At 65.4% G+C, this 14644-nt stretch carries 15 protein-coding genes and 1 pseudogene; 10 read left to right on the top strand and 6 right to left on the bottom strand.

Features of this window, described 5'->3' with window-relative positions; translation table 11 throughout:
* The first annotated feature begins 6 nt into the window (after positions 1–6).
* From ABZF37_RS06305 to ABZF37_RS06290, 4 genes are read left to right on the top strand one after another with little or no spacing between them, the layout of a single operon-like run.
* Positions 7–996 carry a glycosyltransferase gene (locus ABZF37_RS06305; protein ID WP_372717954.1) on the top strand — a complete coding sequence of 330 codons (990 nt, stop codon included), beginning with the start codon at positions 7–9 and terminating at the stop codon, positions 994–996.
* Positions 980–2308 carry a glycosyltransferase gene (locus tag ABZF37_RS06300; RefSeq protein ID WP_372717952.1) on the top strand — a complete coding sequence of 443 codons (1329 nt, stop codon included), beginning with the start codon at positions 980–982 and terminating at the stop codon, positions 2306–2308. The genes ABZF37_RS06305 and ABZF37_RS06300 overlap by 17 nt, the downstream gene beginning before the upstream one ends.
* Complete coding sequence (locus ABZF37_RS06295) at positions 2305–3339, top strand: GNAT family N-acetyltransferase (protein ID WP_372717950.1); 1035 nt, start codon at positions 2305–2307, stop codon at positions 3337–3339. Before ABZF37_RS06300 ends, ABZF37_RS06295 begins: the two co-directional genes overlap by 4 nt.
* Positions 3336–4052, top strand: a complete 717-nt coding sequence (locus ABZF37_RS06290; protein ID WP_372717948.1) for a tetratricopeptide repeat protein — start codon at positions 3336–3338, stop codon at positions 4050–4052. The genes ABZF37_RS06295 and ABZF37_RS06290 overlap by 4 nt, the downstream gene beginning before the upstream one ends.
* Before the next feature lie 10 nt (positions 4053–4062).
* Here ABZF37_RS06290 and ABZF37_RS06285 read toward each other — a convergent pair whose 3' ends face one another.
* Complete coding sequence (locus ABZF37_RS06285) at positions 4063–5037, bottom strand: sulfotransferase (RefSeq protein WP_372717946.1); 975 nt, start codon at positions 5035–5037, stop codon at positions 4063–4065.
* A 32-nt stretch (positions 5038–5069) separates the two neighbouring features.
* Between ABZF37_RS06285 and ABZF37_RS06280 the strand changes: the two genes are divergently transcribed.
* From ABZF37_RS06280 to ABZF37_RS06270, 3 genes are all read left to right on the top strand, one after another.
* Positions 5070–6266 (top strand): GNAT family N-acetyltransferase, encoded by a 1197-nt coding sequence (locus tag ABZF37_RS06280; protein ID WP_372717944.1) that lies wholly within the window; start codon positions 5070–5072, stop codon positions 6264–6266.
* Positions 6263–8020, top strand: a complete 1758-nt coding sequence (locus tag ABZF37_RS06275; protein WP_372717942.1) for an asparagine synthetase B — start codon at positions 6263–6265, stop codon at positions 8018–8020. The genes ABZF37_RS06280 and ABZF37_RS06275 overlap by 4 nt, the downstream gene beginning before the upstream one ends.
* Positions 8021–8251: 231 nt before the next feature.
* Positions 8252–8731 (top strand): GNAT family N-acetyltransferase, encoded by a 480-nt coding sequence (locus tag ABZF37_RS06270; RefSeq protein ID WP_372717940.1) that lies wholly within the window; start codon positions 8252–8254, stop codon positions 8729–8731.
* An 85-nt stretch (positions 8732–8816) separates the two neighbouring features.
* Here ABZF37_RS06270 and ABZF37_RS06265 read toward each other — a convergent pair whose 3' ends face one another.
* Together ABZF37_RS06265 and ABZF37_RS06260 are read right to left on the bottom strand one after the other, a co-directional pair.
* Positions 8817–9446, bottom strand: coding sequence for a hypothetical protein (locus ABZF37_RS06265; protein WP_372717938.1), 630 nt, complete (start codon positions 9444–9446; stop codon positions 8817–8819).
* Positions 9447–9478: 32 nt separating this feature from the next.
* Positions 9479–10891: a DUF4139 domain-containing protein gene (locus ABZF37_RS06260; RefSeq protein ID WP_372717936.1), complete on the bottom strand. Its 1413-nt coding sequence runs from the start codon at positions 10889–10891 to the stop codon at positions 9479–9481.
* On the opposite strand from ABZF37_RS06260, the gene ABZF37_RS06255 reads away from it, so the two are divergent.
* The gene (locus tag ABZF37_RS06255) at positions 10883–11545 is read left to right on the top strand and encodes a pseudouridine synthase (RefSeq protein WP_372717933.1); all 663 of its coding nucleotides are present in this window, start codon (positions 10883–10885) and stop codon (positions 11543–11545) included. The two genes, ABZF37_RS06260 and ABZF37_RS06255, sit on opposite strands and share 9 nt — an antisense overlap.
* On the opposite strand, the gene ABZF37_RS06250 is transcribed toward ABZF37_RS06255, so the two are convergent.
* The 3 genes from ABZF37_RS06250 to ABZF37_RS06240 are packed head-to-tail and all read right to left on the bottom strand — an operon-like array spanning position 11470 to position 12984.
* On the bottom strand, positions 11470–12102 hold the full coding sequence (locus ABZF37_RS06250; protein WP_372717931.1) for an HAD-IA family hydrolase: 633 nt from the start codon (positions 12100–12102) through the stop codon (positions 11470–11472). The two genes, ABZF37_RS06255 and ABZF37_RS06250, sit on opposite strands and share 76 nt — an antisense overlap.
* A gap of 2 nt (positions 12103–12104) precedes the next feature.
* A complete protein-coding gene (locus tag ABZF37_RS06245; RefSeq protein WP_372717929.1) occupies positions 12105–12515 on the bottom strand; it encodes a PaaI family thioesterase in 411 nt (136 codons plus the stop codon).
* The gene (locus tag ABZF37_RS06240) at positions 12508–12984 is read right to left on the bottom strand and encodes a PaaI family thioesterase (protein ID WP_372717927.1); all 477 of its coding nucleotides are present in this window, start codon (positions 12982–12984) and stop codon (positions 12508–12510) included. The genes ABZF37_RS06245 and ABZF37_RS06240 overlap by 8 nt, the downstream gene beginning before the upstream one ends.
* A 66-nt stretch (positions 12985–13050) precedes the next feature.
* Here ABZF37_RS06240 and ABZF37_RS06235 point away from each other — a divergent pair, with 66 nt between their 5' ends.
* Positions 13051–14187, top strand: a complete 1137-nt coding sequence (locus ABZF37_RS06235) for a flavodoxin-dependent (E)-4-hydroxy-3-methylbut-2-enyl-diphosphate synthase (RefSeq protein WP_372717925.1) — start codon at positions 13051–13053, stop codon at positions 14185–14187.
* Between the two features lie 81 nt (positions 14188–14268).
* A pseudogene (locus tag ABZF37_RS06230) lies at positions 14269–14644 on the top strand (hypothetical protein); the annotation flags it as partial.

Below are 14644 nucleotides of genomic sequence, written 5' to 3'. Positions count from 1 at the left end.
GCAGTCATGACCCCAGATGTCTCCATCATCATACCGGCCTACAACTCGGCCCGGTTCATCGCCGAAACGCTGCGAACCGCCCAGGCCCAGCAACAGGTACGCAGCGAGATCATTCTCGTCGATGGCGCCTCTGAAGACGATACGGTAGCCCAGGCACAAGCCGCCTGCCCGGACCTGAAGGTAATCTGCGAGCCGGACTTCGGCGTCTCGGACGCCCGCAACAAAGGGCTGCGCCTGGCACAGGCGGACTGGGTCGCGTTTCTGGATGCCGACGATATCTGGCAACCGGACAAGCTGGCTCGGCAACTCACTATCGCCCGCAGCGAACCGGGATTGGCCCTGGTGTTCTGTGATGCCTGGCAATTTCGCGATGGCGAGCGCCTGCTCGATTCTTTTCTAGCCACGCGCACCGACTATGCGGGCCTGCCGCGGCATGCGGTGCCCGGTGTCGAGGGTGGCCAGGTATTCGACACCGACATGGCCGCCGCCATCATGCGTACCAACTTCGTGGTCACCACCTCAACGGCCATCGCGCGCCGGGAACATGCCCTGGCGATCGGTGGTTTCGATCCCACACTCAAGGTGTGCGAGGACTACGATTTCTGGCTGCGCTTGGCCAAGGATCGACGCGTTGGCGTGGTGGAATCGCCGCTGGTCGGCTACCGCCACCACGGCAGCAGCTTGTCTGACGACCTGGACGCGATGATTCGCGGTCGCATCGCGGTTGCCGAGCGCGTGTTCGCCACGCCCGAGCGCTACCCGGCCGGCGCAACCGGGTTCTTCAGAGGTGAAAAGTCCCGCCGCTACCAGCAACTCGGTCGGCGCGCTCTGCACGGCGGCGACCTGCGTCAGGCTCGTAGCCATTTCTGGCACAGCCTGCGCGCCGCGCCGCGCCTGTCCACCGCCGCGCTGCTCGCAGCGAGCTGCACTGGCCGCGCCGGCAGCCGGCTTCTGGCGAGTGCAAAACGAACCGCCGGTCTTGATCTTGATCGCTAGCGCCCAGGTGCTGCCTGACCCCAGTCGGCCGGCGAGTACGGCCACACGATTGCGCGGCCTGCTGATGGTGGCCTTTCATTTCCCGCCAGACAACAGCAGCACCGGCGTGCTGCGCAGTCTGAAATTCGCCCGCCATCTGCTCGATCTTGGCTGGCGAACACACGTCCTGACCGTCGATCCGGCGCTCTACCCGCAGCGGGATCCGGCCTTGGAGACTCAGATACCGCCCGAGGTTTCCGTCGACCGCCTACCCTGCCACGACGCCAAGCAGCGCTGGAGCATCGCCGGTCGTTACCCTGCGGTCGTCGGTGTGCCGGATCGGTTCGGCTCCTGGCGCCGGCCCGCGGTGCGGGCGGGTCTGTCGCTGGTCCGGCGCGGCGCGGTGCAGGCCATCTACTCGACCTACCCTGTACCGAGCGCGCACCTGATCGCGCTGCGCCTTAAACGCCGCAGCGGCCTGCCGTGGATCGCTGATTTTCGGGACCCCTGGGCCGGCGGCGGCGGTCGCGGCTGGCGCTACCGGATCGACGCCTGGCTCGAACATCGGGTGGTTCATGGGGCCGACACAGTGATCGCCAACACCGACGCCGCACGCGAGGACTTCCTGGCACGTTACCCGCGACTGCCCGCCGCACATTTCGTGACCTTGCCCAACGGCTACGACGAAAGCGATTTCTCCGACTTGCCCACGCCGGACCGGGAATACTTCCAGATCATCTACCCCGGCAGCATCAACCGCAGCAACCGCGACCCCACCCCTCTGCTGCGAGCGCTCGGTGCCCTGCTGCGCGCCGGTCGGCTACCGCGCGGCCAGACCCGCATCACGCTGCTGGGCAGTGGCCCAACTGGCACCCAACCGTGGCTTCTTGAACTGTTGGACGCCGAGGGGCTCGGCGACATCACGCGGGTGGTCACCGAGCGGGTGCCGTACCGCGACAGCCTGCAACGCCTGGCCGGCGCGGGCTTGCTGGTAGTCCTTAACGAAGCAGCCGGCGAACCAAGCGAGCACCTTGCCTACGCGCGCCTGATGGTACCCGCCAAGGTCTATGAGTATTTACGCCTGGGCAGACCGTTTCTGGTGTTGTGCGGCGACGGCGCCATTCCACAACTGCTCGCCCAGGTCGGTCAGGGCAGCGCCTGCGCCGCCTCGGATATGCAACGTATCTGCGCTCACGTAGAACAGGCCTTCGCCGCCTGGCAGACTGGCGCGGGCCAGGTGGTTCCAGCCGAAATGGTGGCTGACTTTGAACGACAACGCCTGAGCATGGGCCTGGCAACGGAACTCAATCGCCTGTGTCCGGTGCATCAGTGAACGCGGGTACCAGCACCGCGCCCGCACTTGCTGGCCCCGGTTGGTTGCGCGCCTGGTTTACCGCGTTTGCGCCCGACGCTGCCCCACTGGCACTCGGCGAAACCGCACAGGTATGGCTGCGTCGCAGCCGCACCCATGTGCTGGGCCTGCCATTGCGTGCCCTGCTTTCGCCCACCAACGAGCACACGCCACGCTACGACTGGCCGGACAAGCTGTCGGCCCCGGCGCTGGCCGAGTGGCTGGCCGCCAGTCTGCGCGATCAGCGCTGGGATTTACTGCAACTGGACTTCCTGCCGCCGGATTCCCGGGCCGCTCGGGTGGTACATGAATTACCGGACCCCTGGCGGCAGATCGACCTGCGTGCCCGCTGGGAAGCGCCCGTGATCGACCTTACGCAGGGCGCCGACAGCTATTTTTCGGGTCTGCCCCAGAAGCTGCGCGCCAATACCAACCGCGCACACAATGGGCTGGAGAAAATCGGCACCCTGGACATGAGGGATCTTGCCGCTGGAACGGACTGGCGCATCTGGCTCGATGCCGCCTTGACCGTGGAAAGTTCCGGCTGGAAAGCCGGCACCGGCGGCGGCGTTCTGCAATCCGACCCGGTACGTGCGTTCTACCTGACCATTCTTGAGCAGTTTCGGGCCAACGGGGCGCTGCGCCTATTCGGTCTTACCCTGGACGACGAACTGCTGGCGTTCAACCTGCTCGTGCGTGACGGGACGACCTGGTTCGGCCTCAAAACCGGCTATGCCCACGCGTGGTCCAAACATAGTCCGGGCAACGTGTTGTTCCGGCATGTCCTGCGGATTCTGTTCGAAGACCGCGAGGCGCGCAGCCTGGACATGCTGGACCCGGCCACGGACTGGAAGCGTCGTTGGGCCAGCCGCATCGAGCCGCGATTGCGTCTGCGCCTGTATGCGCCCAGTTGGCGCGGGCGGCTGGCCTACCACGGCGAACGCGGCGCACGTTGGCTGTACCGCTGGCCGGCCGTGAAAAAACTCGCCACGTTTCCCAGGAGAAGAGCATGAACTTTCGATTCCTCATCGCGCTCGTCGCTTGCTTGACGGCGGCCCCTACCCTGGCCGCCACGTATCACTCGGACGGACGTTGCAAAGACGGGTGCAATTACTATGCGGGCGACACCGCACATATCAACGTGGTTGAGACCTACCACCTGGGGAAGGCTCAGGAAAAACTGCGCGACAAACGCTACAAATACGCTTTGAATGACCTCAAGTTCATCCTGCGCCACTTTCCAAACCACCCGCGGGCATTGACGCTGATGGAAGATACCGGCCGGGGTATAGGCCAGCCAAACCTCGCTCTGGGTTACTTCGACGCCGCCATCAAGGCCTACCCGGATGAACCGATGACCTATCTGGTATACGGCGTGTTTCTGCAAAAACGCAGCAAGCTTGCCGAGGCCATCGATAATTATGAGCGCGCCCTGGAACTGAATCCGAACCTGCCGGATGCGCATTACAACCTTGGCCTGGCCCTGGTGAAGAGCAAGCGTTATGCCGAAGCCAACCGCCACGCGGTGGCCGCCTACCGCCTGGGTCACCCGATGCCGGGCTTGCGCAACCAGCTAAAGCGTGCCGGTGCCTGGCAACCTGAAGCGGCAACCGAGCCCGGCCCGGCGGCGAATCCGCCGAGTTCGGCATCCGCAGACCCCTCAACCACCGATCAACCACCCGCAAACGCCACAAAACAGGCCGCGCCGGTCCCCGCCTCGCCTTGACCCAGGACACTCACCACTGGTCAGCGTAGTGCTGCGCAAGTGCTGTATCGGCGACCACTGCACGGATGCGGGTCACCACTTCCACGGGCAGTGCATCACGCCATTTATTCGCCGCCCGGAGCGGATCCTTGAACACGCTGTAGTAGGCCGATTGTTCGCGGGTGGTGCTGGCGTGGACAAAGTCCTGCGTCTGCGCATGCCAAGGCAAACCGACAAAATCGAACATCTGGCGAGTCCTCTCGCCCGGTTCCTCACACACCCGCTCGTACGGCATCACCAGGCAGCGGTGCGACGCGCCCACGGTCAGTGCCGCTTCGTTGTAGATCACCCATCGCCAGGCCAGGCGCTCGACCGGAAGCATCGTGCGGAACGTGGGCAGATCGAGTCCCCGGCGCCGCGCCGGCTCGGTCGTTGCCAGAATCTCGTACAGACCGTAGTCCTCGCTGGCAGGGTCTGCGGCAGTGAACCTGCCCGCTGATTCGCCGCGCAGCACAGACGCTACAAACCCGGCCGGATGGCGCAACAGATGGACGGCGCGCGCCTGCGGCAGCGCGGCCAGCAGCCAGGGCAGCCGACCGAGCGATTCGATAGACTTCCATACCGGTTGCACCAGCTCGCCGCGTCCAGCCCTACCCACCCATGGCAGAGGCCACTCGCCGCGCAGGTGGGCCAGCAGCTTGGCGGTCCAGGCGGAGGTCGCAAACAGTCGATTACCGACGCTGCCCCGGTATGCTTTCGGGAATATCGGCGTGGAGGCGCGTACCTTGGTCTCCCGCGCCATGCTGAAACCAGCCACGAAATTCTCGATCCGACGCTGCCCTGCGACATCCACCGTAACGTCCGCGAACAGCGGCAGCCAGTTCAACCGCCCCCAACTATCGGGCTCGTGCAGGTACAGAGTTTGCGGATGGCTGTCGAAAATCTTGCCGATCCAACTGGTCCCGCACCGGGGCAGACCAAACAACAACACGACGGGCTTGGGCATGGAAAACCAGCAGTGACGACAACAGGCGCAGCATGGTAAACGCTGGCAACGCCGCTGGACAAAGCCAGCCGGCCGCGCTGGCGGTCGCCCGCTGGGTACGCGATGAAGCGCAGTTCATCGCGCTTGAAACCGACTGGAACCGCCTGTGTGCGGCCATGCCCCAGGCGACCGTATTTCACCGGCACGAATGGTTTGTCGCAGCCTGGCAGTGGCAACGGCATAGCCATGCTCTGGCCATTCTGGTGGTGGAACAGGCTGGACTGCCGATCGCCATAGCGCCTTTGGTAAAACGCCTGGCGCCCGCCGGCCACGGCCCGGCGCGACATCGGGTGCTGGAATTCTTGCTCGTCCCCGACAGCCAATGCTGCGATCTGATCGCCCCACTCTCCCATTTGCCAACCGCGCTGCCGGCGCTGATTTACGCCCTGCGCGCCATGGCTGGCGAATGGGATCAACTGCGCCTGCGGCTGCTCCCGGCGGACTCGCCATCCGTCGAGGCCTTATATGTCGCCCTGGCCCAGGGCGGCTTGCGGCCCTGCTACGCCGCCACGGACAGCAATCCGTTCATCCCGCTCAGGGGTGGTTGGCCCACGTATTACGCCGGGCGTAGCAGACGCCTCAAGAAAGGCAACAATCTGGCCGCCAATCATCTCCGGAAAGCCGGTTCGATCGAGCTGCAACACGTGTCAGGCGTCCTGTCCGATGACCAGACCGGGAAACTGCTCCACACGCTGACAACGGTATCGACCCAAAGCTGGAAACGGCGTACCGGCAATACCCTCGAACAGGCCGGTCCCGGGGCCTTCTTTGCGGCGCTGACACGCACCGCCGGTCGCCATGGCTGGCTATCGGTGTGGCTGTTGAAACTGAACGACGTGGTCATCGCCACCGAATACCAGCTGCGCTTCGGCGGCTGTGTCCACGCGCTGCGTTCGGACTTCGACCCGGCCCACGATGGCTTGTCGCCAGGCACTTACCTGAACTGGAAACTGATCGAGGCGCTGTTCGAAGTTGCGCCCGACGAACGCTACTGCTTTGGGCCCGGCGGCAATCCCTACAAACAGCGCTGGGCGCAGGACGCTCGACCGCTGCTGACACTGACCGCCTGGAGTCCGAGCCTGCGCGGACGACTGGGTGGATTCTGGTATCAGCGGCTGCGGCCATGGGCCAAACGTCTACTCGGACGCGCGCCCGTATCGGTAGCTCCAGACGCCAGGGAAGAGTCGTGACCCTGCTGCACGGTTGGCTTGGCCAAGCGCCGCGGGCCTGGCCGGAAACCACACGGGGAACCGCCCTGCCTATCGGCACGTATAGCGCTGCCGATCTGACGCTAACGCTAACCGGTCGGCCACGCTGGGCCGGGCAGTCCCTGGGGGTGCAGCAGATTGCCGAACGCCTGGCCCACGCATTTCGCAGCCGCGGCGAGGCGGCACTTGCGGATATTCAGGGCCGCTTCGCCTTCGCCCTGACCCGGCCGCAGACGCAGGAACTGCTGCTGGCGACCGACCGTTTCGGCATCGAACCCGTGTACCTCTGCGCCAGTACGACATCCATCGCCTACTCCAGCCGCTTGGCGCAGTTACGCAGTGTCCCGGGGAAAGCCGAAATCGACCTGCAGGCGCTGTTCAACTATGTCTACTTTCACTGCATTCCGGCGCCACGGACCATCTTTACCGGCATCCAAAAACTTCCGGCGGGTTTTGTGCTGCGCTGGCGACCAGGACGCGGCGCCGAAATGGCGCGTTACTGGACGCCACAGTTCGCCGAGGACGAAGCCCCTGGCAACGACGAGGAACTGCAACAACAGCTGCGCGAGCTGCTGTCGCGGGCCGTCGAGCGCTGCCGGCCAGGGCAGGGCCCGACCGGCGCTTACCTCAGTGGCGGGCTGGATAGCTCCACCGTTGTCGCCAACCTGGCCGGGCTGGGCACCGAGCCGGTACCAACCTTTTCCATCGGCTTCGATGCCGAAGGCTACGACGAGCTCGCTTACGCCCGCATCGTGTCGGATCGGTTCCGGACGCGTCCACACGAGCTATACGTCACGCCACGGGACGTACTGGACAGCCTGCCTCGCCTGGCGGCCGGTTACGACCAGCCATTTGGCAACGCCTCGGCCATACCGGCCTACCATTGCGCGCGCCTGGCACATGAGCACGGCGTCAACTTCCTGCTGGCGGGCGACGGCGGCGACGAGATTTTTGGCGGTAACTTTCGCTATGCCAAACAGGGCTTGTTCGAGCGCTACCAGCACTTGCCCGGCTGGCTGCGCGGCGGGCTGATAGAACCGGTCGCGCTGCCGCTGGCCGCTCGTGTGCCCGCGCTGAATAAACTGGGCAACTACATCAAGCAGGCGCGTATCCCTCTACCCGCCCGCTTGCAGGCATACAACCAGGTCGAACGGCTCGGCGTGGGCGCACTTTTCAGTGGCGAGTTCCTCGACACCATCGACCGCCACGAACCGACGGCCCTGCAACAGACCGAGTATGCCGCGGCGCCGGCCCGCCATTACGTGAATCGGCTGCTGGCACTCGACGGCAAGTTCACGTTAGCCGACAACGACCTGCCCAAGGTGGTCGGCACCGCGGCATTGGCCGGAGTGGAAGTTGCCTTCCCCATGCTGGATGACGAGCTGGTGGCCTTCGCCTACCGCCTCTCACCCCGACAGAAGGTGGCCGGCATGGCACTGCGCCCGCTGTTTCGAGCCGCCATGAAGGACATTTTGCCGCAGCAGACCTTGAGTAAGGCCAAGCACGGGTTTGGCCTGCCGTTTGGCGTCTGGCTCGGCACTGACGTCGACCTGCAGGCCATGGCCGACGCCAGTTTGAGCGCCCTGGCCCGCCGCGGCTGGTTCAACGCCGACTTGCTCGCCCGGTTACGCGACGAGCTGCACCGCAGTCACCTGGCCTACTGGGGCGAACTGGTATGGGTACTGGTAATGCTGGAGCAGTGGCTGCAGCAACAGACTGTGGCAAAAACGCCTTAGGGAAACGCTGAAGTACTCAGTGTTCCCCGCAGCGCAAGGATGCGCTGCCAAAATCTGTGGCTGTCAGCCACTGATTTTGTGAGCCATCGGAAAACCACGCTTTTCCGATGGCGGACGCTGAGAAATCCAGGACGGATTTATTCAGCGCTTCCTCAGCTAAGCCGCCGGCACGCCAAGCGCGGCCTGCTAGACTGGGTCTTACCCGCGACACCTTCCACAAGCCGACCGACCATGACAGAAACCGGCCTGCGCCTGCTGCCCGCCCGCCCCTCGCACGCATCTGCGGCAACCGCCCTCATACGCCTTGCCACCCCCTCGAGTCAGCACCCGCGATGGGAAGCGCCCCGCCTGGAGCGCCGTATCCGCAGCCCGAACTGTACGATGGTGCTGGCGTTGGCCGGCCGCTGCCTCAGCGGCGTGGCTGTACTTGACGTCACCCATAGCGAGGCGCAGCTCGCCCTGCTGGCGGTGCATCCGCAGTATCGGCGCCTGGGTATAGGCAGTGCTCTGCTGGGCTGGCTGGAGAAAACCGCCACCACGGCTGGCGTATTCACGCTGCATCTGAAACTGGAAGCCAGCAACGGGGCCGGCCGGGCCTTCTGTTTCGCCCACGGCTATCGCGAGCGCGGCCACGTAGCGACGTCCTACGTCGACGGCACCGCGGCAGTACGCATGCTGCGCGACCTGCGGGTGAACTCGGAGCCCGCCTGATCCGGCCCCGTACCTGTTGCTTTGGCCGGATCTACAGACTGGTGACCGCTAGAATCGGCCAAGCCGGTGACGGATCGGCACCGGCTCAGGGCAGCGCAATGCGCCCGCCGGCGATCGGTTCGTGGTCCAGCGACACCAGTCGCAAGTCCTCGCCGTAACGCAGCAGGCCGCCCAGACGCTGCTGTTCGACCTGTTCCAGCGGCTTGGCATAGGGACTGGATTTGGCACCCACGGCCGCCACTGCCTCCTTGGCCACTTTCATCAGGGCATCCTGCACGGCCTGCAACTCGGCGTTGTCGGTCACCACCAGCTCCGCCCGCTGCTCGCCATTCGAGGTGCGGGTCAGGGCTTCGTAGACCTCGCCCTGGTAGCCGGCCACCGTCTCCTGGCGGCCCAGTGGCCGCACGCTGACTTCGGTCGGCACATCCGACGTCGCGTCACCCAGCAACCCGGCCAAGAACGTATCGGCGCCGACGGCCCGGATCTGGCGAGAAATTTTTTCCACGTCGATCACCTGGCCCTCGGCCACAGCGTACAGATGCCCGCCCAGCATCAGCTGGTAGTTATCGGCACCCATGCCAATGCGGAAATTGGCGGCATCGCGGTATTCCACCCGCAGCTGATCACCACCGGCCATGGCGTACACGGCGGTCACATCGGCCCAGGCAGGCACGGTCAGCACAACAGCTGCCGCCAGAATCAGTTTATGAACCATTCAATCGCTCCTCGTAAACAACAGCAAAACCTTCAGAACCGTACCCGCACTCGATACGCCAGCATTTGACCGCCGCCGGCCGGCACCGTCACGCGCCAGCGGGCGGTGTGGGCATCGGCCTTGTCGTGCGGCAGCGTGCTTTCCAGTACCTGCCAGTCGCCGGGGATGGGCTCCAGCACGGTGACGATCACCGGCGTCTTCTTCGCGTTTTTCAGTTCGATCCGGTAAGCGCTCTCGAATTGCCGCCGCTCGTTCTTGCCAACGGTCAGTGCCTTGAAGTCGGTTTGCGTCCTGCGGGCGGTGACATCGAACGCTTCGCCGAGCTTGAGCAGCGCGGTTTCATTCTCCGGCGTATGGTCGATGCGATCCTCACCGACTAACTGCACGCCGCCGCTGGCGTCACGCTGGTAGGCGCGCACCACACCGGCCGGCAGCGGCAGGCCAAGACCGGCGGCTTTGCTGTTGACCAGGTTCAGAAGCACCGCCACCTTGAGCGCACGGCCGATCTCGCCGGCCTGGGCGGCGTAGTAATACTCGGTGCCGGTGAGACGGTATTCCTTGCTCACCTTGACGATCGGGGCGCTCAGTAGCGCCACTTGCTTGGTTTGCTGGTCGGCCAGCGTGGTCGGTCGACCCAGCGTGTACAGATGGTAATCGAGCAGGGATTCTTCCTGCATGGCCCCGGCGTCAGCCTTGGCCACCATCTGCTCCATCACCATGCCGCGCCGCATCTGCGGCTGCACGCGGTTCACGTCGCCGGCCACCAGTTGCAGGCGGGCATCGCGATAAGCCGTGCCGCTGCGGTTGGTCAGGGTGACCCAGCCAGACAGAGCAAGGCTTTTCTCGTCCGCGGCGAGTTCGGCCACGTAGTCGGCCTGCCAGGTCAGGCCGCCGGTCAGGTAGGACAGCTCCAGCGCGCGTTGGCCAGCACCGGCACTGTCCAGGCTTACCGCCAGGGTGGGTCGATCGCGCAGGTTGTCCGGCACGGCGTCGAACACCAGCCGGCCGGGCAGACCGGTTTCGATGCGATCGCCGATCCGCAGCACCACGCCGTCGCTGGCCGCCAGCACGGTGGCGGTCTCGCTGGTGTCCGCGCCGCTGGTGGGATTGGTGCGCAGCACGCGCACCTCGCGGCCCACGTATTTTTCCAGCAGCTTGGCCGGGGTCAGCAAATCGAAATCGAAGTTCTGCTCCAGCAGCGTGATCGGCTTGCCCTGCGCCACGCGCAACAGGGCGGTTTCCGGACGCATCTGCGCGCTCACGTCGCGCAGTTCGAGCACGCTTTGTCCGGCTGGCAGGTTCACCTGCCGGGTATCCTTTACCAGTGCCAAGTCCCCGTTGTAGACGGTGACCGCCAGCGCTTTCTGATCGTCCAGCGTGCTGCGCAGTGGCGCCGCCTGCGCCGCCCCGACCATCAACGCCAATACCCAGAACCGATGCCCCATTCCTGTTCCCCTGCTATCTCGCCACGGCTGGTGCTGTTGCACAAACCGTATGACGTGCTGTGCCAGTTCACAGACCTCGCCAAGCGGCCGACGCTCGCGCAGTTCCTGCCGCTGCCGGACCTGTACCCGGCCGGGCGTCTGGACCGCGATTCCGAGGGCCTGCTGTTGCTGACCGGCGACGGGCGTTTGCAACAACGCATAGCCGACCCGGCCCACACCCTGCCCAAAACCTATCTGGCGCAGGTGGAAGGCGTACCGGACGAGACCGCCCTCCGTACCCTGATCCAGGGTGTGATGCTCCAGGACAGACCCACCCGGCCGGCACAGGCGCGCCTGGTTCCGGAACCGGCCAAGCTGTGGCCTCGTGACCCGCCAATCCGCCAGCGCCTGCACATCCCGACCGCCTGGCTGGAACTGACCATCACCGAAGGTCGCAACCGCCAGGTACGACGCATGACCGCCGCCGTCGGCCACCCGACGCTGCGCCTGATCCGCGTCGCCATCGGGTCGCTGCGCCTGGACGGTCTGGCGCCAGGCCAGTGGCGGCCGGCAACCGCGCAGGAAGTGGAGATGCTCGATCATGTTCGCGCCCCTTCCAGAACACCATCCAGCAACCGGTCAATGTCGCGCAAGAAGGCCTCACGCTCGCGATAGACAATGCCGGTAATGCCCAAAGCCAAGGCGCGCGCCACATTGTCCGGATTGTCGTCGATAAACACAGCCCGCCCGGGCGACACATCAAGCGCGTCGAGTACAGCCAAAAAGGCGGCCGACTCGCGCTTGCTGACGCCCAGGTAGTAGCTGTTGAACACGCGTCCGAAGCTCCGCGCGAACGGCTGCCGCGCCTCGATCTGGTCCAGCCAGTCCGTATGGTCGGACAACACTGCCGTGACATAACCCGCCGCTGCCAGGCGCCCGGCCAGCGCGATCTGCCAGGGCCGCACACGCGATGCGACCAGCACATCGGCGCGAAACTGCTCACAACTGCCAAGCGGCCCCAGACCGGCCTGTAACTGCTGCCACCAGGCCTGCTCGGTGGCGTGGCCGGTCAGATAGCCGCTGGAAACCAGCACATCCATGGCCTGCCCGGGCAAGGGCCGGTAGTCCAGCCCGCAGCGGGCGGCGAGCAGCCGCAACGCCGCGCGAAAGCCGCGCTCGGCGATCACGCCGTCGAAGTCGAAAATCACCGCCTGTACGGCCGACGCGACCACGCTCAACCCGTATTTAGCTGGAAATTGCCGTGCCCGGTGGCTACCGGTCGCTTCGGCTCGGTCTGCCAGGCATCCACGCGCAGATTGGCCACCGCCCGACCGATACGCACCGCCGTTGCTCGCAGATAAAGGTCCGTGGACACCGCCGGGCGCAAATAGTCGACCGTGAAATCTACCGTGGACGGCGCCGATGCCCCGCGCTGCAGCAGCAGTACCTGCGCCGCGCACTCCAGCGCCGCAGCCACCACCCCGCCGTGCAGGGCACCGATGCGGTAATTGCCGACCAAGTCGCCCCGAAACGGCAGATGCAGCACGCCATCGACGTGCCATTCAAGCCCCAGAAATGCCGCGTAAGGAAGCGCGGCCAATGCGTCAGAAAACGTGTGGGTCGGTCCGATAACCGGATCAGACATTGGCGAGCGTCTCCAGATTGTGCAGAGGCTTGCTCTCCGGCTTCAGAAAGAACACCCCGCTGACGGTGGCGAACGGCTGCCCCGGCTGGTTGGCATCGCCACAGTCGGCGACCCCACGGACATGGGCCTGGCGCCCGGCCAGCCGCACGCACTCGACACGCGCGTAAACGTCCATGGCGGCGGCAGGGGCGGTGATGAACTCCACGCGCAGGCTGAGCGTCGAGAAATCCACCGCGACTTCCAGCGCGCAGAACACAGCCACGCCGCCGGCATTGTCCAGCAGCGCGGACACCGCGCCGTTGGCGAGACCGCCGTGGTTCGCGGCCAACGCCGGCCAGTGCGGCAAGCGCAGCACGCAGCGCCCAAGACCAACATCGACGATCTGCAGGCCCAGCGCGGCACTGTGCGGAACCATCGCTATATAGTCGCGACGGTGCTCGGAACTGCCTTCAAGATAGCGGTACAGCATGGCCAACCCGCGAGCAGAAAATACCCGCCAGTATACTGACCACCTACCTCACGCCCCAGTATTGCCATGCCCATCGCCCGCTATCCCACCCGCCCGGTTCGCATCGGCCGCATCACCATCGGCGCCGACCACCCGGTTGCCGTACAGAGCATGTGCGCCACCAAGACCCAGGACATCGCCGCCACCGTGGCGCAGGCCAATGACCTGGTCGCGGCCGGTGCCGGCGTGGTGCGCATTGCCGTCGACACACCCAAAGACGCCGACGCCCTGCCCGCCATCCGCGCGCAGACCCAGGCCAACCTGTCCATCGACCTGCAGGAGAACTACCGCATGGCGGTGCGGGTAGCGCCGCACGTGGACAAGATTCGCTACAACCCCGGCCATCTGTTCCACCACGAAAAGCACAAGCCCTGGCAGGACAAGGTGCGCTATCTGGCGGACATCGTCGCCCGCCACGACTGCGCCCTGCGCGTGGGCGTGAACGCCGGGTCGCTGGACCCGGCGCGCGCGGCGCTGTTCGACGCCCACGACTCGATCTCGCCGATGCTGCTCAGCGCCACCGAGCACTGTGAGCTGCTGGACAGCATCGGTTTCACCCGCTACTGCGTGTCGCTCAAGGACTCCGATCCGGCCAAGGTGATCGAACTGAACAAACGCTTCGCCGCCCAGCGCCCGGACGTGCCGCTGCATCTTGGCGTGACCGAAGCCGGCCTGCCGCCGGACGGCATCATCAAGACGCGCATTGCCTTCGAGCAGCTGATCGGCGCCGGCATTGGCGACACCATCCGCGTGTCGCTGACCCTGCCCAACGCCCGCAAGGCCGAGGAAGTGACCGCCGGCCAGCAGATCCTGGCCGACATCGCCGCCGGGCGCGTGCGCTCGGTGGTGGACTTCGGCCAAGGTCTTAACATCATTTCCTGCCCCAGCTGCTCGCGGGTGCAGAACGAGGCCTTCGTGGACCTTGCCGAGCAGGTGCGCGACCTGACCACGTATGCCAAAGACCACCACCTGACCATCGCCGTCATGGGCTGCCGCGTGAACGGCCCCGGCGAGACCGACGACGCCGACCTTGGCCTGTGGTGCGGGCCGAAACAGGTCAACTTCAAACGCCGCGGTGAGCTGGTCGGCAGCTTCGGCTACGACGAAATCCTGCCGCGACTCAAGGCTGAGCTTGATGCGCTGATCGCGGCCTTGCCTGCCTGACGCCACCGATTTTGCCAACGTCCATGGCTGGTTGGGCGCACTCATTCGCCCTTGACCACAACTCACCGAGGAGCACTGTCGATGTCCATCCCCGCCCCGCCCGGCTACGAATTCGCCGACGTCGTCGAGCGCCGCCGCAACACGCTGGCCGCTATGGCCCGCACGCGCCGGCAAATGCGGCCCGTCACCTGGCTGCTGCGGCGGGTGTTCGATCTGTCGCAGGTGCTGGGGTTCGAGTTTCCGCTGTTCCAGCGCCTCTTCAAGCCGATGGCCGCCGGCCTGTTCGACAAGGCCATCGCCAAGGCCTTTACCGGCTACGCGCCGACCGAGCAAGACGTGTTCGTGTGCTCGTATTTCAAGAGCGGTACCAACTGGGCGATGCACACCGCCTATCAGGTCGCCGAGCATGGTGAGGGCGAGTTCGAGGACATCCTGGACGTGGTGCCGTGGGTGGATT

Source organism: Immundisolibacter sp. (assembly GCF_041601295.1).
In the GTDB taxonomy this organism is placed as follows: Bacteria; Pseudomonadota; Gammaproteobacteria; order Immundisolibacterales; family Immundisolibacteraceae; genus Immundisolibacter.
This window is presented reverse-complemented; position numbering and strand designations above follow the sequence as displayed.